Raw genomic sequence first — 23,187 nt, 5'->3', positions numbered from 1 at the left:
CTCCCGCACAGCGGCCGACGTTGAGGAGTGGAACGATGATCACTAGACGGGCTCTGCTGGCAGGCGCTGCGGCCACCCCGATCCTGGCGCTCCAAGGGCGCGCCGAGGCCGCCACGACGCTCCCCATGACCGTCGTCAACCACACCTACCGCTACGCCAACAACGCGATCTTCCTCTACGTCGTCGGCACCGACCCGGCGACCGGCCGGCAGGTGTACGTCCGCGCCGACGGCGCCAAGGTCCCGGTCTCACTCTCGCTCAACGGCCCCGACGGCTACGCCGACCTGTCCATCCCGCTCGCGTCCGGCGGCGACACGCGCGTCACGCTGCCGTGGATGGCCGGCCGCGTGTACGTCTCCATGGGCCAGAAGCTCAAGTTCCGGGTCGTTCTCGACGGCAACGGCCAGCCCGCGCTCCAGCACCCGGCCGGCTGGGTGCGCTCGGACCCGAGCTACAACGTGCTGCACGACTTCATGGAGTTCAACTTCGAGTCCACCGGCATGTACTGCAACACGACCATGGTCGACATGTTCAGCATCCCGATGGAGCTGCGGCTCGTCGGCCAGGCCACCCAGACCGCCGGCACCCTGGTCCAGAACGGCCGCGACCAGATCTTCGCCGGCCTGGCGGCCGAGCCGACGTTCCGGCCGCTCATCGTGGGCGACAACCTGCGAGTGATCGCCCCCGGCCACGGCATCGAGGCCGGGATCTTCCCCGGTAACTACTTCGACGCCTACATCAACCAGGTGTGGAACGCCTACGCCGGTAGCAGCATGCGGGTGGTGGCGGGCGGGGTCACGTACACGGGGCGGGTGTTGGGCGGGCAGTTCGCGTTCGACAAGGGCGTCGGCTCGTTCGCGCGGCCGAGCACGCGGGACGTGTTCTTCTGCAACGGCGCCCTGTTCGCGGGCGCGCCGCCGAGGGGGCCGGTGGCGGCCATCCTCGGCGCCGGCTTCAACCGCGGCACCCTGATCAGCCACCCGGACCAGCCGACGACCGACCCCGGGACCTTCTACCGCCCGTCGGTCACCAACCACTACGCGCGCGTGCTGCACGCGAACACCCGCGACCGCAAGGCGTACGGCTACCCCTTCGACGACGTCGCCGACCAGTCCACCTACATCCAGGACCACGGCCCCACGTCGATCCGCCTGCGGCTCACCCCGTTCAACGCGAACCCCTGAGAAGGGAAACGGGCCTGGCGGCCGCTCAGTGGATGCGGCGGCCGTGGGCGTCCGGAACGCCTGACTTGCGCAGGAAATAGGTGTTGACCTGGTCGCGCCACTCCTCCGCCGAGCGCACCTGCTCGTCCAGCCGTTCGCGCACCCGGGCGTGCAGGTCCGGCGCCACCAGCCCGTCGATCTTCTCCCACTTCTCCCGGAGCCCGGCCGCCTGCTCGGCTCCGGCGAAGTGGGTGTCGTAGATGTGCTGGATCACCGTGGTCCCGTCACGCAGCACGTGCTCGTAGGGCACGTGGTGGAAGAACAGCAGCAGCTCGTCGGGGCAGTCGGCGAGCGACTCGTACACCTCCGACCACGGCCGCGGGTACTGCCCGGTGAAGCCGGTGCCGGAGGCGCGTGTACGGTCCACGCCCACGCCGTCGCGGTCGGCGAAGTGGTAGGTGCCCCACGGCGTGTACTCGTAGCCGTCCACGTCGGGCCCGTAATGGTGGCCGGGGCGGACCATGAAGCCGACGCCGAGCGGCGCCGTGTAGCGCTCGTAGGTGTGCCAGGATCCGTCCATCAGCTCGCGCAGCGCGCGCCGCAGCGGCTCCCGGTCGCCGGTGGCCGCGAACGTCAGCCCGATCCACTCGTCGAGCACGGCCCCCGGGTCCAGGTCCGGCGCCCAGGCGAGGCGGCCGAACGCGTACAGGTTGGCCTGCGCGAGCGGATGCCCGGTCCAGTACGGGTCGTCGCCCACGTTGGAGACCGCGACCAGGCCGCCGTTCACCGCCAGACCGGCGACGGTGGCCCCGTCCGGGCCCCAGGGCCGGAAGCCGAGCACCTCGCTCCAGAGCGGGCCCAGGTAGCAGACGTGCCGCTGCTGGCCGGTGTACTCCTGGGTCACCTGGAACTCCACCGCCAGCCGGGTGCCCGGCATGGCCGCGATCACCGGCGAGACCGGCTCACGCACCTGGAAGTCCATGGGACCGTACTTGACCTGCAGGATCGCGTTGTCGCGGAACCGGCCGTCGAGCGGCGCGAAGTGGTCGTGGGCCGCGCGGGCGCGGTCGGTGGAGCGGTCGCGCCAGTCCTGGCGGTGGTCGTAGACGAAGGCCCGCCAGTGCACGACCCCCTCGTACGGCGCCAGCGCGTCGGCCAGCGTGTTGGCGCCGTCGGCATGGCTGCGCCCGTACGCGAACGGCCCCGGCTGCCCCTCCGAGTCGGCCTTGACCACGTAACCGCCGAAGTCCGGGATGGCCGCGTACACCCGCTCGGTCGTCCGCGCCCACCACTCCCGCACGCCCGCGTCGAGCGGATCGGCGGTCGGCAGCCCGCCGAGCGCGATGGGGGAGGCGAAGTTGACCGACAGGTGCACGCGGATCCCGTACGGGCGCAGCGCCCCGGCGATCGCGGCGACCTCGCCGAGCCGGTCGGTCAGCAGGCGGGCCTCGGTGGCGTGCACGTTGACGTTGTTGATCGCGACCGCGTTGACGCCGCTCGCGGCCAGCAGCCGTCCGTAGGCCCGCACCCGGGTGAGATCGTCGTGCGGGACGCCGTCCCGCCAGAAGATCGACCCGCCCGCGTAGCCGCGTTCGACCTGGCCCATCACGGGGTGCACGTCGATGTTGTCCCAGTGGTCGAGCATGCGCCGGCGCAGGGCGGGGCGATGGTGCTCGGCCGCCCGTTCCCCTTCGAACGCCGCCTCGCCGAGCCTGACCACGGCGAAGAACCCGTACAGCAGCCCGGCCTGACCGCCGGCGGCGACCGTGGTGACACCGTCCTGCCGGGAGAGCACGAAGTCCTCGTCGCCGAGCCCTTCCTGCGGGGACAGGGTGATCACGAGGTCATGGGGGCCGTCGAGGGCGCCGCCGTGGCGGGCGCACGCGTGCGCGACCTCGGCCCGCACGGTGTCGGCGAGCGTCCCGTCGCCGGCCACGAGCGTGCGGCGCGAGCCGACCGCGCGGAACGCCTCGGGGGGCAGCCAGGCCGGATGGACGTCGTCGAGTTCAGGGATGGTCACAGGGGGCTCCTCGGGAATCAGGCGGTGAACCGCTGCTCGACCTCGGCGATCATCGGGCGGGCGTTCCACAGGAGCACCGCCGCGAGCGCGGAGGCCAGCAGGGTGGGCACGGCCTCGGACGCGACCAGCGTGACGCCGCCCGCCACGATCAGCAGGCACGCGTTGGCCAGGGTGGCGCCGGGAAAGCGGCCCAGCGAGTACGCGGCCAGCCGGGCCACGTCCACCGCCCGGAACGCGAACAGCGAGGTGATCACCAGCGCGTTGAGCACCCACAGCGTGGCCATCGCCGCCACCAGCACCAGCAGCACCGCCCACCAGCCCGGCACACCCGCGGCGGCGAAGTTGCCCAGGTTCGTCCCGATGATGGTCATCCCGGCCAGCCACGGGACCCAGATCTTCAGCGCGCCGGCGGCGTTGGCCTTGTACCCGCGCCAGAACGCGACCGCGGGCTTCAGCTCGATCAGCTCCCTGCGGCGGTGGCGCAGCGCGTACACGGCGGCCGACAGGGCGGGGCCGAGCGGGACCAGGCAGAGCGCGGCCAGCGGCACATTGCTGGCGTGCCAATCGAGCAGCACCAGCCCGGCCAGCCCCGGCAGGGTGGTGACCAGCAGCAGGAGCTCCACGGTCAGCAGCGTGTAGATCAGCGCGGCGGCCCGCGAGAGCGGTCCCGTCCCGAAGCGCCGCCCGGTCGTCACGTCACTCATCGCTTACCTTCCCCAAGCCCGAGCATGCGGTTGTCGTCCCACCAGGGCGGGGTCTCGTCCGTCACCGGCGTGAGCTCGACCAGCGTCACCTCGTGCCGGTCGAGCGTCAGGTCGAGCTCGGCCCGGCCGCCGGCGACCGGCAGCGCGCGGTGACGGCGGACCGGCTCGGCCGCCTCCCGGAGGATATCCAGCTCCCTCGGGCGCGGAGAGCGCGGGCGGCCCAGCTCGCACCAGGCCCGCCAGGCGTTGCCCAGCTCCTCGCTCACCGACGACCGCAGCATGAACGCCGATGCCCCGGCGAGCGGCACCGACAGCCGCACGGTGTGCCCGCTCACCGGCTCCCCGCCCGTGACGTCCACCGGAGCCCACGCCAGCACCGTGACCCGCCCGGTGCCGTCGCATCTTCGTCCTTCGGGTACGGGCCGCGACGGGGTCAGCCGTGGTCCTTCTTGAACCGCTCGTAGGCGGTGTTGACCAGGTTCAGGTAGGAGGTCATGTTCTTGCCCTCCAGCTCCTTGACGTAGGCGTCCCACTCGCTGATGTCGCGCTCGCCGAGGATGAACTTGAGCGTGTTCTGGGTGACGTAGTCCTTGAGCGGCGTCTCCCACAGCGTGCCCTGCTCGCGCTCCTCGTCGTTGAACGGGTGCGGCGGCTCCACCGGCCACGGCTTCCTGGCGTTCATCACCTTCTGGAACTCCAGCTCCTCCTCCGAGAAGGTGGAGTTGAGCAGCTCGGTGGTGCCGCCGTAGGCGAACACGCCGTTGGAGAAGCCGAAGTCCTTCTGCAGGTGCTTGGGGACGCCCGGGTTGAGGCCGACGAAGTCGATGTCCTTGGCCAGCTTGTACTTCGCGCCTTCCTTGGTGAACGTCGTGCCCTCGACGCCCCACTTGGCGAACTCCTCGCCCGCGTCGGAGTACCAGAGCCAGTCCACGAACTGCATCATGGCCACGAAGTTCTTGTTCTCCAGCGCCTTCTTGGAGATCATGACGCCGTTCTCGAGGCGCGTACCGATCTTGAAGTCGCCGACCGGGCCCATGGGCACCGGGATCTTGGCGATCTTGGCGTCCGGGTTGTTCTCGGTGAGCGAGGCCCGGTAGTCGTTGATCAGCGTCTGCGCGTTGGTGCTGATCACGAAGGACTTGCCGGAGACGAACTTCTGCTTGGCCTGGTCGTCCTGCTGGGTGAAGCTCTCCGGGTCGAGCAGCTTCTCCTTCACCAGCTTGTGCAGATATTCGATCATCTGCTTGTACTGCGGCATGGCGCCGGTGTAGGCGAACTTCCCGGCGGCCGCGTCCCAGGTCGCGTGCTGGTACTCCCAGCCGCCCTTGCTGCCGAACGCCTGGGCGACGATCTTGATCAGGTTGCCGCCGGGGGTGGGGACGCCCCAGCGGTCGGTCATCGGATACTGGTCGGGATACTCGGCCTTCATCGCCTTGAGCACGGTGTAGAGCTCGTCCCAGGTCGTGGGGACCTCCAGCTTGAGCTTCTCCAGGATGTCGGTCCTGATCGCGAGGGAGTAGTCGACCCAGATCTCCTGGTGCAGGCCGGGCAGCAGGTAGAAGCGGCCGTCCGACTGGCGCAGCGTGTCCAGCTCGGGCTCCAGCTTCCACTTGGCGACCTTGTCCTTGAAGTTCGGCATCAGGTCGAGGTAGTCGCTGACCGGCAGGATGGCGCCGGAGGCCACGAACGCCTCCTCGGCCGGGTGGTAGGTCTTCGGGATGATGAGCGGCGCCTGTCCCGAGCCCACCAGCAGGCCGCGCTTCTTCTCGTAGTCGCTGAGCGGCACCGTCACGGCCTTGAGCGTCACGTTGGTGCGCTTGGTCAGCTCCTGCCAGAACAGCCAGTCGTCCTTGTGCGGGTAGAACGGGTGGTTGTTGTAGAGCGCGTCGAACGAGACCGGCTCGGTGGCCTTGAACTGCTGGTTGACGCCGTAGCTCGCCATCGCGCCCGCCTTGTTCGCGGACACGTCGGCGGCCTTCTTCGGCGCCTCGTCCTCGCCGCAGCCGGCGAGCGTCAGGGTGAGCGCACCCAGACCGAGCAGCGCCTGACGTCGTGAGAGTTCACGCATGGGATTTCCTTCTGGTGAGGGCGTTGGGGGGGAGAGGACTAACCCTTGACCGCGCCGAGCATGACCCCGGAGACGAAGAACCTCTGGACGAAGGGGTAGACCGCGAGGATGGGCAGCACGGTGAGCATGATCGTCACTGACTGGATGTTCGCGGCGGCCTGCGTCACCTCGGAGGTGACGGCGCCCGCCGACTCGGCGCCGGTGGCTCCGGCGATGAGGTTGCGCAGGTAGATGGTCACCGGGAACAGGTCCGTGTCGTTCAGGTAGAGGAACGCGGTGAACCACGAGTTCCAGAACGAGACCGCGTAGAACAGCACCATCGTGGCGATGACCGCCTTCGACAGCGGCAGCACGACCTTCCACAGGATGCCGTAGGTGTTCAGGCCGTCGATGGCGGCGGCCTCCTCCAGCTCCTGCGGCAGGCCCTCGAAGAACGCCTTCATGACCAGGAGGTTGAAGACGCTGATGGCGTTGGGCAGGACGATGGCCCAGATGGAGTTCGTCAGTCCGATGCCGTTGACCAGCACGTACTGGGGGATCAGGCCGCCGGAGAAGATCATGGTGAAGACGGCGATCCAGATCAGGAACGTACGGCCCCTGAGGTGTTTCTTGGACAGCACGTACGCGTAACACGTCGTCAGCAGCATCGAGATCGCGGTGGCGACGACGGTGTAGAGGACGGTGTTGCCGTAGTTCGTCCAGAACATCGGGTCCGACACCACGATCCGGTAGGTCGTGAGGTTGAACCCGCGCGGGATGAGGTTGACCTGCCCGCTGATGATGTAGCGCTCCTGGCTGAAGGAGCGGGCGATGATGTTGATGAAGGGGTAGAGCGTCACGATCACGACGCCGGTCAGGATGACGGCGTTGACCACCTGGAACACCCGGCGGCCACGGCTCTTGGCGATCGCTACCACAGGCTCGTCCCTACTGTGCGACGGGAGATCAGGTTCGCCGACAGGATCAGCACGACACCGATCAGGGCCTCGAACAGGCCGATCGCGGCGGCGTAGCTCAGGTTGCTGGACTCCACGCCCATGCGGTACAGGTATGTCGAGATGACGTCGGCGGTCGGATAGGTCAGCGGGTTGTACAGCAGCAGAACCTTCTCGAAGCCCACGGCCATGAACGTGCCGATGTTGAGCACCAGCAGCGTGATCGCCGTCGGCCGGATGCCCGGCAGGGTGACGTGCCAGATCTGCCGCCAGCGGCCGGCGCCGTCCATCCGGGCCGCCTCGTAGAGCTGCTCGTTGATGGTCGTCAGCGCGGCCAGGTAGAGGATGGTGCCCCAGCCGACGGTCTGCCAGACCTCCGACGAGACGAAGATCGTCCGGAACCAGTCCGGCTTCTGCATGAACGCGGTCGGCTCGCCGCCGAACGCCTTCACCATCTGGTTGATCGGCCCGTCGATCGACAACATCTGCATGACGATGCCGGCCACGATGACCATCGACAGGAAGTGCGGCAGGTAGGACACCGACTGCAGGAACCGCTTCAGCCGCACGCTGCGCACCTCGTTGAGCAGCAGCGCCAGCACGATCGGCAGCGGGAAGCAGAACAGCAGGGTCAGCGCCCCGAGGACGAGCGTGTTGGTGAACACGTTCCAGAACGTCGGGTCGTTCAGGAACATCTTCACGTAACGCAGGCCCACCCACTCTTCACCGAAGAGGCTGCCGCCGGGCTCGAACTTCCGGAAGGCGATGATGTTGCCGATCATGGGCGCGTACCGGAAGATCGCGAAGAACAGCAGCGGCAGGATCGCCAGCGAGTAGAGCTGCCAGTCGCGGCGGATCGCGTTACGCCAGGAGCCGCCGCTGTGACGCGCGCGCCGCCCGCGACCGGGCTTCTTCTCGCGTACGTCCCGCGTGGCCGGGCTCAGCGTCTTGGATGTGGTCATCCTCGGCCCTCCGGTGAGTTGCGGTCGATGTGCGCCGGCGCCTGCAGCCGCCGCTGGTGTCCGACCTCGCGCTCGGGGCCGACCAGGCGCAGCGGCAGGCTCGCCGCCGCCTCCGCGCTGGAGCGCCCGAACCGCAGCTCGACGTCGCCGGGCTCGACGACGCGCCGGCCGTGCGTCCCGGTGAACGAGGTGACGTCGGCCGGGACGGTGAAGGTCACGCGCGCGGACTCCCCCGCCTCCAGCGGGACGCGGGCGTAGCCGATCAGCCTGACCACCGGCCGCGTCACCTGCGCGACCGGGTCGTGCAGGTAGAGCTGGACGATCTCCGCGCCGGCCCGCTCCCCGGTGTTGCGCACCGTGATCCCGGCGCTCACCTCGCCGTCGACCGGCCAGTCGGCCGGGCCGTCCAGGCGGGCGTCCTCCCACGCGAACGTGGTGTAGCTCAGGCCGTGCCCGAACGGGTAGGCGGGCGTCGGGTCGACGGACGACACGTCCGTACGGCGGCCGAGCGGTGGCGCCAGGTACGTCGCGGGCAGGCCGGCGGCGTCGCGGAGCACGCTGACCGGCAGGCGCCCCGACGGGTTCACCACGCCGGTGAGCACCTCAGCCAGCGCCTGGCCGCCGCGCTGGCCGGGGAAGAAGCCGTACACGACGGCCTTGGCGGCGTCCATGTCGTCGCCGAGCGCGTACGGGCGGCCGGCCAACAGCACCAGCACCACGGGGGTGCCGGTGGCGAGCACCGCCTGGACCAGCTCGGCCTGCACGCCCGGCAGCCGCAGGTCGGCGGCGTCGCAGCCCTCGCCCGAGGTGCCGCGCCCGAACAGCCCGGCCCGGTCGCCGACGGCGAGCACGCACACGTCGCTCCCGGCGGCCAGCTCGACCGCCGCCGCGAAGCCGGAGGTGTCGTCGCCGGTGATGCCGCAGCCCGGCGCGTACGCCAGGTCCGGGACCAGCCGGCCGAGCGCCTCGCGCAGCGTCGGCAGGTCCAGCCCGAGCCCGTGCTCGGGGTGCGGGCCCACGTGCGCGGGGAAGGCGTAGCAGCCCAGCATCGCCATCGGGTCGTCGGCGACCGGGCCCACGAGCGCCACCCGGCGGCCGGGGGCCAGTGGCAGGATGCCGCCGATGTTGCGCAGCAGCACGATGGACTCGCGCGCCAGCCGGAGGGCGACCTCCTGGCTGCCTTCGTCGTCGAGCCGCACCTCTTCGGCCGGGCCGGGGAGCGGCCGCCAGTCCGGGTCGAGCAGGCCCTGCTCGGCCTTCTGGGTCAGGACGCGGCGCAGGGCGCGGTCGATCAGCACCTCGTCCACCGTGCCGGCCTTGACCGCCTCGATGAGCGGGGCGCCGAACGTGTCCACCGTCGGCAGCTCGACGTCGATCCCGGCCCGCAGCGCCAGCCCGGCCGCCTCGCCCGCGTCGGCCGCCACCTTGTGCAGGCGCTCCAGGAACCGGACCGCGAAGTAGTCGGCGACCAGAGTGCCGGAGAAGCCCCATTCGTCCCGCAGCAATCCGGTCAGCAGGCTCTCGTCGGCCGCCACCGGAACACCGTCGATCTCGGCGTACGAGTGCATCACCGACCGGGCGCCGCCCAGGCGCAGCGCCATCTCGAACGGCGGCAGGATGACGTCGGCCAGCTCCCGCCGGCCCATCGGCACGGGGGCGAGGTTGCGGCCGCCGCGCGAGGCGGAGTATCCGGCGAAGTGCTTCAGCGTGGCGACGAGGCCCGCGCCCTCAAGGCCGCGCACGTACGCCGCTCCGAGCGTCCCGACCAGGTACGGGTCCTCGCCGATCGTCTCCTCGGTACGCCCCCAGCGGTAGTCCCTGGTGACGTCCACCACCGGCGCCAGGCCCTGGTGGATGCCCGCCGCGCGCATGGACCGGCCGATCCGGCCGGCCATCTCCTCGATCAGCTCGGGGTCGAAGGAGGCGCCCCAGCTCAACGGTGCCGGATACACGGTCGCCCGCCAGGCCGCGAACCCGGTCAGGCACTCCTCGTGCACCTGGGCCGGGATCCCGAACCGGCTGGCCGCCACGATCTCGGCCTGGGACGCGGCCAGCGACCGCGCACCGGCGACGGGATCGACCGGCGCGGTCCCGAACGGCCGCGTGAGCTGCCCGAGGCCCTGCCGGATGGCGTCGCCCCACTCGGGCCCGGTGCCCATGTCGGTCTGGTGCGGGGCGACCCCGCCGCCCGACGCGTCGGCGCCGACCCAGACCCCCACGAGCTGGGCGATCTTCTCTTCGAGGGTCATCAGCGGGATGAGCGCCTCGGCCCGCTCGGCAGGCGACGACCGGGCATCCCGCCAGGGTTCGCTCTCGCCGGACGCCGAGCCTGTGTCGATTGGTACCTGGCCCCTCATGCCATCCCTTCGCCCGCTGACGGCGTCGTCCCACGCCGAAAGTTTCATACAAATCTGTTTAATATTGCGGCAACATAAGGGCCTTGATGAGGCGTGTCAAGAGTCGTGCCAACTGCTAGGTTTCGGATAAGCCCTGCAGGTCACGTTCGTATTACCGATTCAGGCCCAGGCGCCATCCGGCATTAAGTTGCCCGAAAGTTTCGGAAAGTCAGGAGGGAAGTCGGAGCCCCGCCCGCGCCCTGCGATAGTGGCGTGCGGCCACGTCCTCTCGTCCGAGGGCGGCGGCCAGCTCACCGAGATACCGCGCGACGGGACCGAGCGTGACCATCCCGCTGCCCGCCCCGGCGATCTCCGCTTCCGCGGGCAGCAGCGCGTCGTAGAGACGCTCCAGCACGGCCCGGTCACCCTCTTCGATGGCGATCCGGGTGTGCAGGCAGGTCCTGACCTCGAGGAGCAGGTCGCGCGGAGATTCCGGGATCGAGCGCGCGGCGGCCAGCGCCTCCTCCCGCCGTCCCTCACCGAGCAGCACCAGCGGCCGGGCCCACGGCTCGTACGGTCCCCAGTCGGCCTTCCCCAGCTCCGGAGAGGGCCGTTCACCGGCGGTCAGATCGATGCAGAGCAGGGCCAGCGGCAGGATCCCCTCCTCCACTCCCGGCATCCCGGTGCCCGTCAGCCGGACGGCCGCCGCCCGGCAGGCGGCCCGCGCCTCGTCCGCCCGTCCCGTCATGGCCGGCCGGAGGGCCGCGTACCAGGTGGTGAACACCCCGACCAGCGGCAGGTCGTACCGTTCCGCCAGCCGATCGGCCGCGGCGGCGTGCGCGTCGGCGGCCTCGACGTCGGCGAGCGCGGCCCGCGCCTGCATGAGGATCAGACGCCCGAGCACCTCGTACGTCACCAGCCCGCCCCGCCCAGCGGCCAGCTCCAGCAGCTCCGCCCCGATGCCGGCCCGCCGCTCGGCGAGCCCGGCCCGATGAAACATCTGCATATAACGCCCGTTGAGCGCATACGCCAGCAACCCCGGATCACCCAGCCGCCGGGCGATCTCCTCAGCCTCACGCGCCGCCCGTTCCCCCCGCCGCCCACCGTCGGCGCGCAACTCCATGGCGATGGTGACCAGCAGCCGCGCCCGCTCCTCCGCGTGCCCGGCGGGCAGCTCACCCAGCACCCGCTCGGCGGCGGCGACCAGCCGGGCCGACAGCGCGGGATCGTCGTTGGCGGTCCAGATGGCGGGCACGTCGAAGGCCCCGATCACCTTGGCGGTCAGCACCGGATCACCCACGGATTCGGCGACCTCCACGGCCCGCCCCCGATGCCGCCGCGCCTCCCGCAACTCACCGCTCACGGCCAGCGCCCTGACCATCCCCATCACGGCCGCCAGCCACTCCCGGGCATCACCCTCCTCCAGGGCCGTCACCGTCGCGCGCCACCAGCGGGCCGCCTCGTGCGGGGCGAACCGTCGTTCCGCACGCTCGGCCGCCGCCCGGGTGTACCGCGCGGTACGAGCCGCGCCCGCCCGGCCCTCAGCCCGCAGGCAGTGCCCGGCGATCGCCTCGACCTCGTCCGGGCGGGTCCGTTCGAGGATCCCGGCCACGTCGGCATGCCAGCGAGCCCGACGGGCCCGCGTGATGTCGCCGTAGAGCGTCTCGTGCACCAGCGCGTGCGCGAACCGCACCCGCCCGGCGTCCTGCTCGACGAGAAAGCCCGCCGGCAGCGCCGACTCCACGGAGTCGAGAACCCGCTCCTCGTCCCCGGCCAGCGCGACCAGCACCCCGAGATCCACTTCCTGCCCGACGACAGCGGCCTGCCTGAGGTGCCCGCGCACCACCTCGGGAAGCCCGGCCAGCCGGTGCCGGATCACCTCCCGCACCCCGGCCGGCACCGTGTGCAGCCCTTCGCTCTCCCACACCCGGGCCAACTCCCGGACGAAGAACGGATTTCCGCCGCTGCGCGCGTGGACCACCCGCGCGTCCGCCTCCCCGACCTCCCGGCCGGTCACGCTTCGGACCAGCTCCCGGACCTCCGGCTCCCCCAGCCCGCCGAGATAGACCCGCACCGGCTCGGCCCTCGCGGCCCGCCCCAGCGCCTCGGTCAGCCCGGCGGAGATCTCGGTGGATCGATAGGTGCCCACGATCAGCACCGGCCCGGTGTCCAGCGCGGTCAGCAGCGCTAGGGTCTCCTCGTCGGCCCAGTGCAGATCGTCGAAGACCAGCACCACCGGCCTGCCGGCGGCGATGCCACCCAGGTAGGCGGCGATCGCCCGATGCCGCCTGAACCGCGCGGCCGGCGTCCCTTCCTCCGGCTCCCACCCAGTCCCGGCTCCGGCCGTGGTCGAGAGCTGGTCGTACATCTGTGTCCACGGCCACGCCGCCGGCGCGCCCGGCAGTTCCGGGCTGGTGCCCCATGCCGCGATCCAGCCCGCCGTCTCCAAGCGCCCTGCCAGCACCTTGGCCAGCGCGGTCTTCCCGGCCCCCGCGACCCCGGACAGCAGCACGAGCTTCGGCCGCCCGGCCGTCACCACGTCCGCCGCGGCGGCCTCCATCACCCCAAGCTCCGCGACCCGCCCGACGAACGAGCGCTCCCCACCCTTGGCGCGTATCGGGACAGGGGGGTGAGGGACCTGGGCGAGGATGTCGGCTTCGAGCTCGCGCAGGCCCTGCCCGGGGTCCAGCCCCAGTTCGTCCCGCAGCACCTCCCGCGCCCGCCGCAGCACCCCCAGCGCGTCCCCCTGCCGCCCGGACCGATAGAGCGCCAGGGCCAGCAGCCGCCACCCGTCCTCCCGCAGCGGCTGCCCCGCCACGTGCGCCTCCAGGTCGGGCACCGTTTCGGCGGCCCGGCCGGCGGCCAGCGCCGCCTCGGCCCGGCGTTCCACGGCCAGCAGGCGCAGTTCGCCCAGCCGGGCCGCCTCCCCGCGCGCCCAGTCCTGGTCGGCGAACTCCCCGTAGGCCGGCCCCCGCCACATCCCGAGCGCCTCGTCCAGCAGGGCCAAGGCGTCCCCGGCCGGCAGGTCGCCGGCGCCGGCGATCGCGGACTCGAACCGCCAGGCGTCCACCGTCCCGGGCTCGGCACGCAGCGCGTAGCCGGGCGGCGCCGTCACCAGCAGCCGGGAAGGCGTACGAGGCGGCCGGTCGGGCTCCAGCGCCTTGCGCAGCGCCCCCACGAAGGTCTGTACGGCCCCCAGCGCACCCGCCGGCGGGTCGTCCCAGAGGTCGTCGATCAGCCACGACACGGGCACGACCCGCCCACGGGCGACCAGCAGCCGAGCCAGCACGGCCCGATGCCGCGGCCCCTTGAGGTGCACCGGGCCGCGATCGTTCTCGGCCGTCAGCGGGCCCAGCACACCGAAAGACACCATCGCCACCCAACCTATCGGCTGACCCACCGCTGACCAGGCGCTGATTGGGAGACGGCACATTGAACGGCACACCACCCACACAGCACAGGAGAAACCGAAATGACCACCACCATCCCCGGCTTCGCCCAGCGGCGCGTCACCGTCGACGGCGGCGTGGCGATCAATGTCGCGGTGGGCGGCTCAGGGAGCCCGGTCGTGCTGCTGCACGGCTTCCCCCAGACCCACCTCATGTGGCGCCACGTGGCCGCCGACCTGGCCGCCGACCACACGGTGATCTGCCCCGACCTGCGCGGCTACGGCGACAGCGACAAGCCCGCCGACACCGACGGCCGGACCTACTCCAAGCGCACCATGGCCAAGGACGTCGTCGAACTGGCCCGCGCCCTCGGGCACGACCGTTTCGCCCTGGCCGGTCACGACCGGGGCGCCCTGGTGGCCATCCGGGCCGGCCTCGACCACCCCGGCACCGTCACCCACCTGGCCGCGCTGGACGTCCTGCCGACCCTCGACATGTGGGACGTCATGCGCGGCGCCTCCGCGGCCGTCGGGTTCCACCTGTACCTGATGGCCCAGCCGCCCGGCCTGCCCGAGACGATGATCGGCAACTCGGCGGACGCGTTCTTCGGCCACTTCCTCGACCTGTGGAGCAACGACCCGAACGCCATCCCCGCCGACGTACGCGCCGCGTACCTGAAGGCGTGCCGCGAGGCCGTCCCGTCGATCGTCGCCGACTACCGCGCCACGGCCACGATCGACGTCGAGCACGACGAGGCCGACCGGCAGGCGGGCAACCGGCTGCGCATGCCGGTGACGGTCCTGCAGCAGGACTGGGGCGCCGCGCTCGGCTTCGACGCCGCCGCCCGCTGGCGGGCCTGGGCCCCCGACCTGACGCACCACACCGTGTCCTGCGGCCACTTCATGGCCGAGGAGTCGCCGGCGGAGGTCGTCAAGGCGCTGCGCGAGCTGTTCGGCCGGCAGGCCCCTTGATCTGATTCGTAGACGGTCTACCATCTGCAGTATCCAGTATGGAGCTGATCGAATGGTTGATCGCGCCCACCCACTCGAAGAGGCCATCCGCCTGGAGGCGGTCTACAAGGCGTTCGTCCCTCGGGGCCGCTCCGCGCGACCCCTGCTCGCCCTCGACGACGTGAGCTTCGCCGCCCGCCCCGGCGAGTTCATCAGCCTGGTCGGCCCGTCCGGCTGCGGCAAGTCCACGGTGCTGAACCTGCTCGCCGGGCTCACCCGGCCCTCCGCCGGGCGGGTCGTCCACCACGGCAGGCCCGTGACCGGGGTGAACACCGAGGTCGGCTACATCACCCAGGACGACAACCTGCTGCCGTGGCGTTCGATGCTGCGCAACGTGGAATACGGCCTCGAACTGCGCCGCGTGCCCAAGGACGAACGGCGGCGCAGGGCGCGGGAGTTCATCGAGCTGGTCGGGCTCGCCGGGTTCGAGAACCACTATCCACACGAGCTGTCCGGCGGCATGCGCAAGCGGGCCGGCATCGTGCGCACGCTCGCGTACGACAGCGACGTCGTCCTCATGGACGAGCCGTTCGGCCCGCTCGACGCGCAGACCCGTGTCATCCTGCAGGACGAGCTGCTCAAGCTGTGGGAGTTACGGCGGCCCACGGTGCTGTTCGTCACGCACGACCTGGTCGAGGCCATCGCCCTCAGCGACCGGATCATCACCTTCACCTGCCGGCCCGGCCGCATCAAGCGGGAGTACGAGGTCGGGCTCCGCCGGCCGCGCGACGTGTTCCACATTCACGACCTCCCGCGGTTCAGGGAGCTGTACGACGCGCTGTGGGACGACATCCGCATGGAGATCGCGGCGACATGACGCTCTCCTCCGTACGCGGCGGGCACTCGGCGGACGTGCTCGCGCAGGCCACCGCCCGCGCCCGCGCCGCCGCCTCCCGTGAGCGGCTGCTCGTTCGCTGCGGGATCGCCGTGCTCGGAGCGGCGCTCCTGCTGGTGTGGGAGTTCGGCCTGCCGCTCGTCGTCGAGCCCCGGTACGTCAGCAGCCCGTCCGAGGTCGCGGCTCGCCTGGCGGAGCTGGCGGTCGACGGGCGGCTGTGGGGGCACATCGGGGTCACGCTGGGCGAGGCGGGCGCCGGTTACCTCATCGGCATCGCGGTGGGCCTGGCGGCGGCGCTGGTCCTGGTGGCCGTGCCCGTGCTGGACGAGATCGCGGGGCCGTTCCTGGCGGCGTTCTACTCCATCCCGAAGATCGCGCTGGCGCCGATGTTCATCATGTGGTTCGGGCTCGGCCTGCTGCCGAAGGTCCTGCTGGCCGCGCTGATGGTGTTCCTGATCGTGCTGGCCAACACCATGGCGGGGGTACGCGGGATCGAGCCGGGGCTGGTCGAGGTGGCGCGGGTGATGGGGGCGCGCGGCGGGCGGCTGGTGCGGACGATCGTGCTGCCCGGGGCCGCGCCCGCCGTGGTGGCGAGCATCCGGCTGACCTTCTCGCGGGCCATGGTGGGCGCGATCCTGGGTGAGTTCATCGCGGCGACCCAGGGGCTGGGTTTTCTCATCGTCCGTTCGTCGCGCCAGTTCGAGACGGCGACCGTCTTCGCCGGGATCGTGGTCGTGGCGGCCCTGGTCATGCTGGTCAACGCGGCGATCCGGGCCATCGAGGCGCGGGCCCTGCCGTGGTGCGCGGAGAGGCCGCACGGATGAGCGCGGCCGGGAGGCGGGAGGAGGCCACGCCGGCGAGCTCGGCCGGGAAGCGGGAGGAGGCCGCGCCGGCGAGCTCGGCCGGGAAGCGGGAGGAGGCCGCGCCGGCGAGCTCGGCCGGCCTTCTGGACCGGACGCGGCGGCGGAGTGTGCGGCGGCGGCGGACGCGGCGGGCGTTCGTGTGGGCGGGCCGGGCCGGGGTGGCGGCGGGTGGGCTGGTCGCCTGGGAGCTCGTCTCCGGCACCCTCATCAGGCCGTTCTTCATCAGCAGCCCGGCCGCCGTGGCCGACCGGCTGATCGAGTGGTTCGGGTCGGCCGACTTCTGGTTCCACGCCAGGTTCACGCTCACCTCGGCCGGCCTGGGGTTCCTCGCCGGGGCGGCGCTGGGTGTCCTGCTGGCCTGGCCGCTGGCCCTGCGCCGGGTGGCCTACCGGGTCGTGGAGCCGTACTTCCTCATCGCGTACTCGATCCCGGCCGTGGCGCTGGGGCCGGTGTTCATCCTCTGGTTCGGCATCGGCCTGGCGCCGAAGATCGTGCTGGCCGCGTACTTCGTGTTCTTCGTGGTCTTCATCAACACCGTCGAGGGCATCCGGCAGGTGCCGAGGGGGCTGCTCGACGTCACCCGGGTCATGGGCGGCGGCCGGTGGGCGACGATGCGGTGGGTGCTGCTGCCCGGCGCGCTGCCGTACGTGCTGGCGGCCCTGCGGGTCACGCTGCCGGCGGCGATGATCGGCGCGGTCGTGGGCGAGTTCATCGCCTCCAACCGCGGCATCGGCTACCTGACCAGGGCGGCGGCCGGGCGCTACCAGACCGCGGGAGTCATCGCGGGGACGATCGTGCTGGCCGCGATCGTCCTGCTCCTGTCCTTGTCCCTGCGACCACTGTCCCGTGTGCTGCGCTGGCGGCCCGAGGTCCGGCTGCGCGGCGACGACGCCCTGTGAAGGAGGGTCTCTATGAGGAGGTCCGGGTCGACGGCATTGGTGCTGGTGCTCCTGCTGGCGGGCTGCGCCGGGCAGGACAACAAGATCACGATCGCGTCGGCGCCCAACGTGTTCCTGTCCGCCCTGTACGTCGCCCAGGACGACGGCCTGTTCGCCAAGGAAGGGCTGACGGTCGAGATCGTGGAGGTGGAGAGCGGCAACGACAGCATGGCCGCGCTCGCCTCCGGCCAGGCCCAGTACGCCGACGTCGGCTTCGAGGACCTGGCCGAGCTGAGCAAGGCGGGCGACGACTCGGTCGTCATGGCCCACGACATCCTCAACCGGGTCACCCTCACCCTCGTCATGCGCAAGGAGGTCGCCGAGCGCAAGAACGTCACCGCGGCCTCCCCGCTGAAGGACCGGCTGGGCGCGCTCAAGGGCCTCAAGATCGGCATCACCTCGCCGGGCTCCCCCACCGACACCTACATGCGCTACTACCTGGGCTCGGTCGGCCTCGACCCGGAGCGCGACGTCGAGATCGTGCCGCTGGGCGGCGGGTCCGCGCTGCTGGCCGCCCTGGAGAAGGGGCAGATCGACGCCTACCACCTGTCGCCGCCGACGCCGTACGTGGCCGCGGAGAAGGGCTTCGGCGTCGTCCTCATCGACGGCCCCAAGGGCGAGGTGCCGGAGCTGGACCGGTTCGACTACACCGCCTGGGCCACGTCCCGGCGGTGGGCGGAGGAGAACGCCACGACCGCCGCCGCCTTCAGCCGCGTGCTCGCGCAGGCGACGGCGAAGGTCAAGCGGCAGCCGGACGCCGTGGCCGAGCAGATCATGGACGATCTGGGCAGCACCGACAAGGCGACGGTGCTGCGCACGGTGCAGGCGATGTCCTCCGCGCTGTCCGAGAAGGGCTGTTTCGACCCGGCGGTGGTCCAGCGCACGCTGGATGTCATGCTCAGGCTGAAAATCCTCGAGGAGAAGGCGGACGGAGCCGAGGGCCGGCTCTGGACGAACGAGTACAACGGTTGCTGAGGAGCGAGATGCGCATCATCAGGTACGACGCCGACGGCACGGTGCGGTGGGGGGTGCTCGACCAGGACGGCACCGTACGCGCCGCCGAAGGCGACCCCTACGAGGGGCTGCGGCCCGGCACGCCGGTGGGCGACGTCAGCCGGGTACGGCTGCGCGCCCCCGTCACCCCGAGCAAGATCGTGTGCGTGGGCCGGAACTACGCCGACCACGCCGCCGAGTTCGGCAACCCGGTGCCCAAGGAGCCGCTGCTCTTCCTGAAGCCGCCGTCCTCGATCGCCGGCCCCGGCGACGAGGTCGTCTATCCGTCGCTGTCGGGCCGGCTCGACCCGGAGGCCGAGCTGGTCGTGGTCATCGGCACGAGGGGCCGGCGGGTGGCCGCCGAGGACGCGATGTCCCTGGTGTTCGGCTACACGATCGGCAACGACGTCACGGCCCGCGACATCCAGAAGAGCGACCCGCAGTGGACGCGCGGCAAGGGCTTCGACACCTTCTGCCCGCTGGGGCCGTGGGTGGACACCGAGTTCGACCCGGCCGACGTCCGCGTGACCTGCACGGTGGGCGGCGAGGTGCGCCAGGACGGCCGTACGAGGGACTTCATCTTCGACATCCCCACCCTGATCGCGTACGTGACGGCGTTCTCCACCCTCGAACCCGGCGACATCATCATGACCGGCACCCCGCCGGGCGTGCGCCCGGTGCAGCCGGGCGACACGATGACGATCGCGGTCGAGGGGCTGGGCGAGCTGAGCAACCCGGTCGTGTCGGAGACCGCCTGACCGGCGATCGCGCCTCATATAGTGGCTTGCGTGACGACCGTCGTGCTCAAGCCCGGCCCGCCGGCCCGCACCGCGCACGCCTTCGTCTACGAAACCCTCCGGCGGGCGATACTCGGCGGCGACCTGCCGCTCGGCTACCGCCTGGTGCAGGCCGACATCGCCGCCCAGCTCAAGGTGAGCATCACCCCCGTGCGCGAGGCGCTGCGCGACCTGGCGGGCGCGGGCCTGGTCCGGATCGACGCCCACAAGGGCGCGATCATCCGGGAGCTCGACCTGTCCGAGGTCAGGGAGATCTACGAGCTGCGCCGCATGCTGGAGCCGGTCTCGATCCGCAAGGCCGTGGAACGTATCACGGACGAGGAACTCGACCGGGCCGCCCGGCTGCGGGAGCTGATGGCGGCGGAGCGCGACCCGGGCCAGTGGGTGGAGCTCAACCGGCAGTTCCATGCCGTGTTCAGCGACGCGGCGCGCTCACCCCGGCTGTGCGCGATCCTCACCGGCCTGCGCGACGGCGCCGCCGTCTACGTGGGGCTCTCCCTGCGCGGACAGGAGCGCGCACGCAGGGAGGAGGCCGACCGCGACCACCGCGAACTCCTGGCAGCCTTCAGGGAGCGCCGCGCGGAGGCCGCGGTGGAGATCGCGATCCGGCACCTCAACTCGACCATGACCGCGATCGAGCAACTCACCCGCACTTAGCCGCTTCACGCGGTCACGGTGGGCAGGCGCGTCACCTGTTCCAGGCCACCAAGAACTCCGCCAGCGAGATGCGCCCGTCCACATCCCCGTCGTGCTCGTCCGAGACCTTGAAGATCGAGTCGAGCTCGGCGGCGATGACCTCCTCGCCGCGCGCGTTCATGGCCAGCGCGAACTCCTCGCGGGTGATGTATCCGTCCCCGTCGCGGTCGAACTCCTGGAACGTGGCGGTCGGGTCGTCAAGGTTCGGCATGGTGACCTCTCATCGTGCGAGTCATGCGATGTGCGGACGAAGCAACATCCAAGCACGAGCCGGGGTTGCCGGATCCCCGGTGGATGCGCGATCGTCACCTCGTGGATGACGTGAACGAACCGGCGAGCCGGTACGCCTTCGACGTGGTCATGCGGGGCTACGACCGGCATCTGGTCCACGACCTGCTGCAGCGGGTCGAGAAGACGTTGACCGGGACCGCGAATGAGCTGGAGCGCATCACCCCGGATGCCATCAGGATGGCCAAGCTCAAGGTCGCCTTCCGTGGATACCATCGCAGCCAGGTGGACGCGGCTCTGCTGGACTGTGTCCGGCGCCTCGAGAAGGCCTAGGTTCACGCGACCACCGCGAGCTCGGGGCGGCCTTGACGGAGCGCCGTGCCGAGGTCGCGGTGGTCGCGATCGAGCAGTTCACCCGCTCTTGGCGGGATCCTCGTCGTATTCGATGGCGTAGTCCTGGTGTGAGCGGTCCTTGAGCGCCCACGCGGCCGCGACGCTGATCAGGCCGCAGATGGCCATGTAGACGGCGATGGCGAACGAGCTCTGGTAGGTGGCGAGCAGCCAGACGGCGATCAGTGGCGCGGGGCCGCCGGCCGTCACCGAGGCGAGCTGGTAGCCGAGCGAGGCGCCGCTGTAGCGCAGCCGCCCGGTGAAGCTCTCGGCGATGAACGTGGCCTGCGGTCCGTACTGGATGTCGTGGATGGGCGCGGACAGCACGATGGCCAGGAAGACCAGCGCGGGCGTGCGGGTGTCGAGCAGCGGCCAGTAGATGAACGACCAGACGACCATGAGTGCGGCGCCCACGATGTAGAGCCGCCGCCGGCCCACGAGGTCGGACATGTAGCCCCAGAACGGCACGGTGAACAGCGAGATGACGCCGGCCACGATGACGTACGTGTAGACCTGGCTCGGCTCGAACCCCAGGGTCTTGGTGGCGTAGCTCAGGATGAAGACGGTGAAGATGTAGAACGGCGCCTGCTGCCCGGTGCGCAGCAGCGCGCTCAGCACGATCTCCCGCCAGTTCTTGGCCAGGACCTGGCGGACGGGAACGCGCTCTACTTTGTTCTCCCGCACGACCTTCTCGAAGACCGGCGTCTCCAGGATGCCGAGCCTGATGTACAGGCCCACCCCGGCCATCACGATGCTGAGCAGGAACGGGATGCGCCAGCCCCAGTAGGGGTCGAGCGGCTGGAACACCTGCAGGGCCAGATAGCCGAGCACGAGCCCGACGGGCACGCCGAACTGCGGCCAGCTCCCGAGGAAGCCGCGCTTGCCGCCGCGCGACTTGCCCCATTCGGTGGCCAGCAGCACGGATCCGCCCCATTCGCCGCCCACGCTGATGCCCTGGAGCAGGCGCAGCAGGGTCAGCAGGATGCCGCCCCAGATGCCGATCTGGTCGTAGGTGGGCACCAGGCCGACCAGGGCGGTGGCGACGCCCATGGTGAGCAGGGTGATGATCAGGGTGGCCTTGCGGCCGATGCGGTCGCCGTAGTGGCCGAAGATCGCCGCGCCGATCGGGCGGGCGGCGAAACCGCCGAAGTAGGTGCCGAGGGCGAGTAGGAGGCCGGTCGTCGGGTCTTCTGTCGGGAAGAACAGCTCCGCGAAGATGGTGCTGGCGGCGAAGCCGTACAGGAAGAAGTCGTACCACTCGATCGAGGTCCCCACGGCGGAGGCGATCACCGCCCGGACCAGCTGTCGTCTCTTCTGCTGACCTGTCGTGTCAAGTCCCTGCTGATCGACCATCTACCGCTCCTCCGGTAGGTCGTGCGTTACCGGTGACGGTACATGATGCATCATCGATGGTCACGGGCCTGATTTCGGGGCGGCCGAGGTTCGCCGGTTCGATCGCCGGGTAGCGGGACGGCAACGCAGTGTCAAGAGGAGGGGGCCTCGCGATGCGTCCCATCGTCTTCGCCATGCTCGTCGTCACCCTGGCCGCCACCGGCTGTTCGCAGGCGGGACTCGACGACGCCAACCGGCTTCCCCAGAACGAGGGGGCCAACGCCGACGTGGACGGCGGCCTGCACCTGCGCAACGTCTTCCTGCTGGGCGGCACCGACCCGGCCTCGCCCGCGCCGCGGCTGGCCCTGTACGGGGTGCTGCTCAACGAGGGCGGCCGGCCCGTCCAGCTCGAAAGGGTCACCGTCGAGGGCGGCGGCTCGGTGCAACTGGCCGGGCCCATCGCCCTGCCGCCCAACCAGCCGGTCGGCACGGACAGCCGGCCCATCGGCACGGCCAGCGGGGTGCGCGGCGGGTCGGTGCCGATGACGTTCACGTTCCAGCAGGGCAAGACCATGCGGGTGAACGTGCCGGTCATGCAGCGGCTCGGCCACTACGCCTCGCTGCCGCCCGCCACGTAGCCCAGGGGTCGAGGTGCCGCCGGCCCTTGGCCGGTGAGCGCGCGATCTTGGGATCGGTACAGTAGCGTTCGCCCGTCATGTAAAAGGCCCGCCGTTCCCCCGGTCGTCAGGAACGGCCATTTCGCCGCTCCATGCGGTTCAGCCGAGTGAATCGGTGAGCGTCCTGGCCGCCTGGGTGACGAGCTTGCCGTACTCCGCGCGCAGCTCCTCCGGCATGCGGCTGGCCGGGGTCGAGACGCTGAGGCTGGCGATCGGGCCGTCGGGGCCCAGGACGGCGGCGGCCACGGCGGCGATGTCGGAGCGCCACTCGCCCCGGTTGTCGGCGTAGCCGCGCGCCCGGACGGCCTCCAGCTCGGCCCGCAGCGCTCCGGCGTCGGTGATCGTGGTGTCGGTGTAGCCGGGGAGGTCTTCAAGCAGGCCCCCCAGGTGGGCCAGGACGGCCTTGCCGTTGGCCGAGGCGTGCAGGGGCAGCCTGATGCCCAGCGGCAGCACGATGCGCAGCGGCTTGTCGGTCTCCAGGCGCTCGATCAGCACCACGGCGTCCCCCTCGGGCACCATCAGGTGGATCGTCTCGCCGGTGCGCTGGCGCAGCTCCTCCATGACCGGCATGGCCGCGTCGCGCAGGCCCAGCTCGGTGCGCCGGGCGATCTGCAGCGCCTTGCTGGTGACCTGCCAGCGCGTGACCTCGCCCCCGGCGGGCCTGATCCACCCGGCCTCGTGCAGCGTCTTGAGCGAGCGCTGCACCGTGCTCTTGGGCAGGCCGAGCCCGCGCGCCACCTCGCCGACCCCGACGGGCTGGCGGGCGGCGACCTCTTCGAGGACGCGGAGGGCGTTGATCACGTTCTGCATGCATTGACTCCTCTGCGGGGTGATTTTAATGTTAATGAACC

Annotated in this window: 21 protein-coding genes; 10 read left to right on the top strand and 11 right to left on the bottom strand. The window is 71.0% G+C overall.

Annotated elements, in window-relative coordinates:
• Nucleotides 1-35 precede the first annotated feature (35 nt).
• Entirely contained in the window at nt 36-1,184 is a 1,149-nt protein-coding gene (locus C4V41_RS04335; RefSeq protein WP_103954373.1) for a beta-1,3-glucanase family protein, read from the top strand.
• Nucleotides 1,185-1,209: 25 nt separating this feature from the next.
• Here the strand turns inward: C4V41_RS04335 and C4V41_RS04330 are convergent, their stop codons facing one another.
• The 8 genes from C4V41_RS04330 to C4V41_RS04295 all read right to left on the bottom strand — a co-directional run bounded on the left by C4V41_RS04330 (nt 1,210) and on the right by C4V41_RS04295 (nt 13,561).
• A complete protein-coding gene (locus tag C4V41_RS04330; protein WP_235029894.1) occupies nt 1,210-3,183 on the bottom strand; it encodes an alpha-glucuronidase in 1,974 nt (657 codons plus the stop codon).
• A gap of 17 nt (nt 3,184-3,200) precedes the next feature.
• Entirely contained in the window at nt 3,201-3,887 is a 687-nt protein-coding gene (locus C4V41_RS04325; RefSeq protein ID WP_103954372.1) for a DUF624 domain-containing protein, read from the bottom strand.
• Nucleotides 3,884-4,264, bottom strand: coding sequence for a hypothetical protein (locus tag C4V41_RS04320; RefSeq protein ID WP_200823732.1), 381 nt, complete (start codon nt 4,262-4,264; stop codon nt 3,884-3,886). Before C4V41_RS04320 ends, C4V41_RS04325 begins: the two co-directional genes overlap by 4 nt.
• Nucleotides 4,265-4,320: 56 nt before the next feature.
• Complete coding sequence (locus C4V41_RS04315; protein WP_103954371.1) at nt 4,321-5,955, bottom strand: ABC transporter substrate-binding protein; 1,635 nt, start codon at nt 5,953-5,955, stop codon at nt 4,321-4,323.
• A gap of 38 nt (nt 5,956-5,993) precedes the next feature.
• On the bottom strand, nt 5,994-6,872 hold the full coding sequence (locus tag C4V41_RS04310; protein ID WP_103954370.1) for a carbohydrate ABC transporter permease: 879 nt from the start codon (nt 6,870-6,872) through the stop codon (nt 5,994-5,996).
• Nucleotides 6,866-7,852, bottom strand: a complete 987-nt coding sequence (locus tag C4V41_RS04305) for an ABC transporter permease (protein ID WP_103954369.1) — start codon at nt 7,850-7,852, stop codon at nt 6,866-6,868. The genes C4V41_RS04310 and C4V41_RS04305 overlap by 7 nt, the downstream gene beginning before the upstream one ends.
• Nucleotides 7,849-10,209 carry a beta-xylosidase/alpha-l-arabinosidase gene (locus tag C4V41_RS04300; protein WP_103954368.1) on the bottom strand — a complete coding sequence of 787 codons (2,361 nt, stop codon included), beginning with the start codon at nt 10,207-10,209 and terminating at the stop codon, nt 7,849-7,851. The genes C4V41_RS04305 and C4V41_RS04300 overlap by 4 nt, the downstream gene beginning before the upstream one ends.
• 208 nt (nt 10,210-10,417) lie before the next feature.
• Nucleotides 10,418-13,561 carry a BTAD domain-containing putative transcriptional regulator gene (locus C4V41_RS04295; protein ID WP_103954367.1) on the bottom strand — a complete coding sequence of 1,048 codons (3,144 nt, stop codon included), beginning with the start codon at nt 13,559-13,561 and terminating at the stop codon, nt 10,418-10,420.
• 99 nt (nt 13,562-13,660) lie between these two features.
• Here C4V41_RS04295 and C4V41_RS04290 point away from each other — a divergent pair, with 99 nt between their 5' ends.
• Genes C4V41_RS04290 through C4V41_RS04260 form a run of 7 tightly spaced genes read left to right on the top strand, consistent with a single transcriptional unit; the run spans nt 13,661 to nt 19,670 of the window.
• Complete coding sequence (locus tag C4V41_RS04290) at nt 13,661-14,548, top strand: alpha/beta fold hydrolase (protein WP_103954366.1); 888 nt, start codon at nt 13,661-13,663, stop codon at nt 14,546-14,548.
• A 52-nt stretch (nt 14,549-14,600) separates the two neighbouring features.
• Nucleotides 14,601-15,404, top strand: coding sequence for an ABC transporter ATP-binding protein (locus C4V41_RS04285; protein ID WP_103954365.1), 804 nt, complete (start codon nt 14,601-14,603; stop codon nt 15,402-15,404).
• On the top strand, nt 15,401-16,246 hold the full coding sequence (locus tag C4V41_RS04280; protein ID WP_103954364.1) for an ABC transporter permease: 846 nt from the start codon (nt 15,401-15,403) through the stop codon (nt 16,244-16,246). Before C4V41_RS04285 ends, C4V41_RS04280 begins: the two co-directional genes overlap by 4 nt.
• On the top strand, nt 16,243-17,184 hold the full coding sequence (locus tag C4V41_RS04275) for an ABC transporter permease (RefSeq protein WP_146103526.1): 942 nt from the start codon (nt 16,243-16,245) through the stop codon (nt 17,182-17,184). Before C4V41_RS04280 ends, C4V41_RS04275 begins: the two co-directional genes overlap by 4 nt.
• 12 nt (nt 17,185-17,196) lie before the next feature.
• Nucleotides 17,197-18,198: an ABC transporter substrate-binding protein gene (locus C4V41_RS04270; protein WP_103954362.1), complete on the top strand. Its 1,002-nt coding sequence runs from the start codon at nt 17,197-17,199 to the stop codon at nt 18,196-18,198.
• Nucleotides 18,199-18,206: 8 nt separating this feature from the next.
• Complete coding sequence (locus C4V41_RS04265; RefSeq protein ID WP_103954361.1) at nt 18,207-18,974, top strand: fumarylacetoacetate hydrolase family protein; 768 nt, start codon at nt 18,207-18,209, stop codon at nt 18,972-18,974.
• A 30-nt stretch (nt 18,975-19,004) separates the two neighbouring features.
• Complete coding sequence (locus C4V41_RS04260) at nt 19,005-19,670, top strand: GntR family transcriptional regulator (RefSeq protein WP_146103524.1); 666 nt, start codon at nt 19,005-19,007, stop codon at nt 19,668-19,670.
• A 31-nt stretch (nt 19,671-19,701) separates the two neighbouring features.
• Here the strand turns inward: C4V41_RS04260 and C4V41_RS04255 are convergent, their stop codons facing one another.
• Entirely contained in the window at nt 19,702-19,920 is a 219-nt protein-coding gene (locus C4V41_RS04255) for an EF-hand domain-containing protein (RefSeq protein WP_103954359.1), read from the bottom strand.
• A gap of 101 nt (nt 19,921-20,021) precedes the next feature.
• Here C4V41_RS04255 and C4V41_RS04250 point away from each other — a divergent pair, with 101 nt between their 5' ends.
• Entirely contained in the window at nt 20,022-20,270 is a 249-nt protein-coding gene (locus tag C4V41_RS04250; protein WP_160150161.1) for a DivIVA domain-containing protein, read from the top strand.
• A gap of 78 nt (nt 20,271-20,348) precedes the next feature.
• Here C4V41_RS04250 and C4V41_RS04245 read toward each other — a convergent pair whose 3' ends face one another.
• Complete coding sequence (locus C4V41_RS04245; protein ID WP_103954357.1) at nt 20,349-21,680, bottom strand: MFS transporter; 1,332 nt, start codon at nt 21,678-21,680, stop codon at nt 20,349-20,351.
• Nucleotides 21,681-21,832: 152 nt separating this feature from the next.
• On the opposite strand from C4V41_RS04245, the gene C4V41_RS04240 reads away from it, so the two are divergent.
• Nucleotides 21,833-22,297 (top strand): copper chaperone PCu(A)C, encoded by a 465-nt coding sequence (locus C4V41_RS04240; RefSeq protein WP_103954356.1) that lies wholly within the window; start codon nt 21,833-21,835, stop codon nt 22,295-22,297.
• Nucleotides 22,298-22,435: 138 nt separating this feature from the next.
• Here C4V41_RS04240 and C4V41_RS04235 read toward each other — a convergent pair whose 3' ends face one another.
• The gene (locus C4V41_RS04235; RefSeq protein ID WP_103954355.1) at nt 22,436-23,146 is read right to left on the bottom strand and encodes an IclR family transcriptional regulator; all 711 of its coding nucleotides are present in this window, start codon (nt 23,144-23,146) and stop codon (nt 22,436-22,438) included.
• Between the last annotated feature and the right edge of the window lie 41 nt (nt 23,147-23,187).

This window comes from Nonomuraea solani (assembly GCF_900108335.1).
GTDB classification, from domain to species: Bacteria; Actinomycetota; Actinomycetes; order Streptosporangiales; family Streptosporangiaceae; genus Nonomuraea; species Nonomuraea solani.
The sequence above is the reverse complement of the archived record's forward strand: the minus strand, read 5'-3'. Positions and strand labels throughout refer to the sequence as shown.

What these genes read in the sequence shown, in the direction of transcription:
- C4V41_RS04335 (WP_103954373.1), top strand. Translation starts at nt 36, where the DNA reads ATGATCACTAGACGGGCTCTGCTGGCAGGCGCTGCGGCCACCCCGATC.
- C4V41_RS04325 (WP_103954372.1), bottom strand. Translation starts at nt 3,887, where the DNA reads ATGAGTGACGTGACGACCGGGCGGCGCTTCGGGACGGGACCGCTCTCG.
- C4V41_RS04315 (WP_103954371.1), bottom strand. Translation starts at nt 5,955, where the DNA reads ATGCGTGAACTCTCACGACGTCAGGCGCTGCTCGGTCTGGGTGCGCTC.
- C4V41_RS04305 (WP_103954369.1), bottom strand. Translation starts at nt 7,852, where the DNA reads ATGACCACATCCAAGACGCTGAGCCCGGCCACGCGGGACGTACGCGAG.
- C4V41_RS04300 (WP_103954368.1), bottom strand. Translation starts at nt 10,209, where the DNA reads ATGAGGGGCCAGGTACCAATCGACACAGGCTCGGCGTCCGGCGAGAGC.
- C4V41_RS04295 (WP_103954367.1), bottom strand. Translation starts at nt 13,561, where the DNA reads ATGGTGTCTTTCGGTGTGCTGGGCCCGCTGACGGCCGAGAACGATCGC.
- C4V41_RS04290 (WP_103954366.1), top strand. Translation starts at nt 13,661, where the DNA reads ATGACCACCACCATCCCCGGCTTCGCCCAGCGGCGCGTCACCGTCGAC.
- C4V41_RS04285 (WP_103954365.1), top strand. Translation starts at nt 14,601, where the DNA reads ATGGTTGATCGCGCCCACCCACTCGAAGAGGCCATCCGCCTGGAGGCG.
- C4V41_RS04280 (WP_103954364.1), top strand. Translation starts at nt 15,401, where the DNA reads ATGACGCTCTCCTCCGTACGCGGCGGGCACTCGGCGGACGTGCTCGCG.
- C4V41_RS04275 (WP_146103526.1), top strand. Translation starts at nt 16,243, where the DNA reads ATGAGCGCGGCCGGGAGGCGGGAGGAGGCCACGCCGGCGAGCTCGGCC.
- C4V41_RS04270 (WP_103954362.1), top strand. Translation starts at nt 17,197, where the DNA reads ATGAGGAGGTCCGGGTCGACGGCATTGGTGCTGGTGCTCCTGCTGGCG.
- C4V41_RS04265 (WP_103954361.1), top strand. Translation starts at nt 18,207, where the DNA reads ATGCGCATCATCAGGTACGACGCCGACGGCACGGTGCGGTGGGGGGTG.
- C4V41_RS04255 (WP_103954359.1), bottom strand. Translation starts at nt 19,920, where the DNA reads ATGCCGAACCTTGACGACCCGACCGCCACGTTCCAGGAGTTCGACCGC.
- C4V41_RS04245 (WP_103954357.1), bottom strand. Translation starts at nt 21,680, where the DNA reads ATGGTCGATCAGCAGGGACTTGACACGACAGGTCAGCAGAAGAGACGA.
- C4V41_RS04240 (WP_103954356.1), top strand. Translation starts at nt 21,833, where the DNA reads ATGCGTCCCATCGTCTTCGCCATGCTCGTCGTCACCCTGGCCGCCACC.
- C4V41_RS04235 (WP_103954355.1), bottom strand. Translation starts at nt 23,146, where the DNA reads ATGCAGAACGTGATCAACGCCCTCCGCGTCCTCGAAGAGGTCGCCGCC.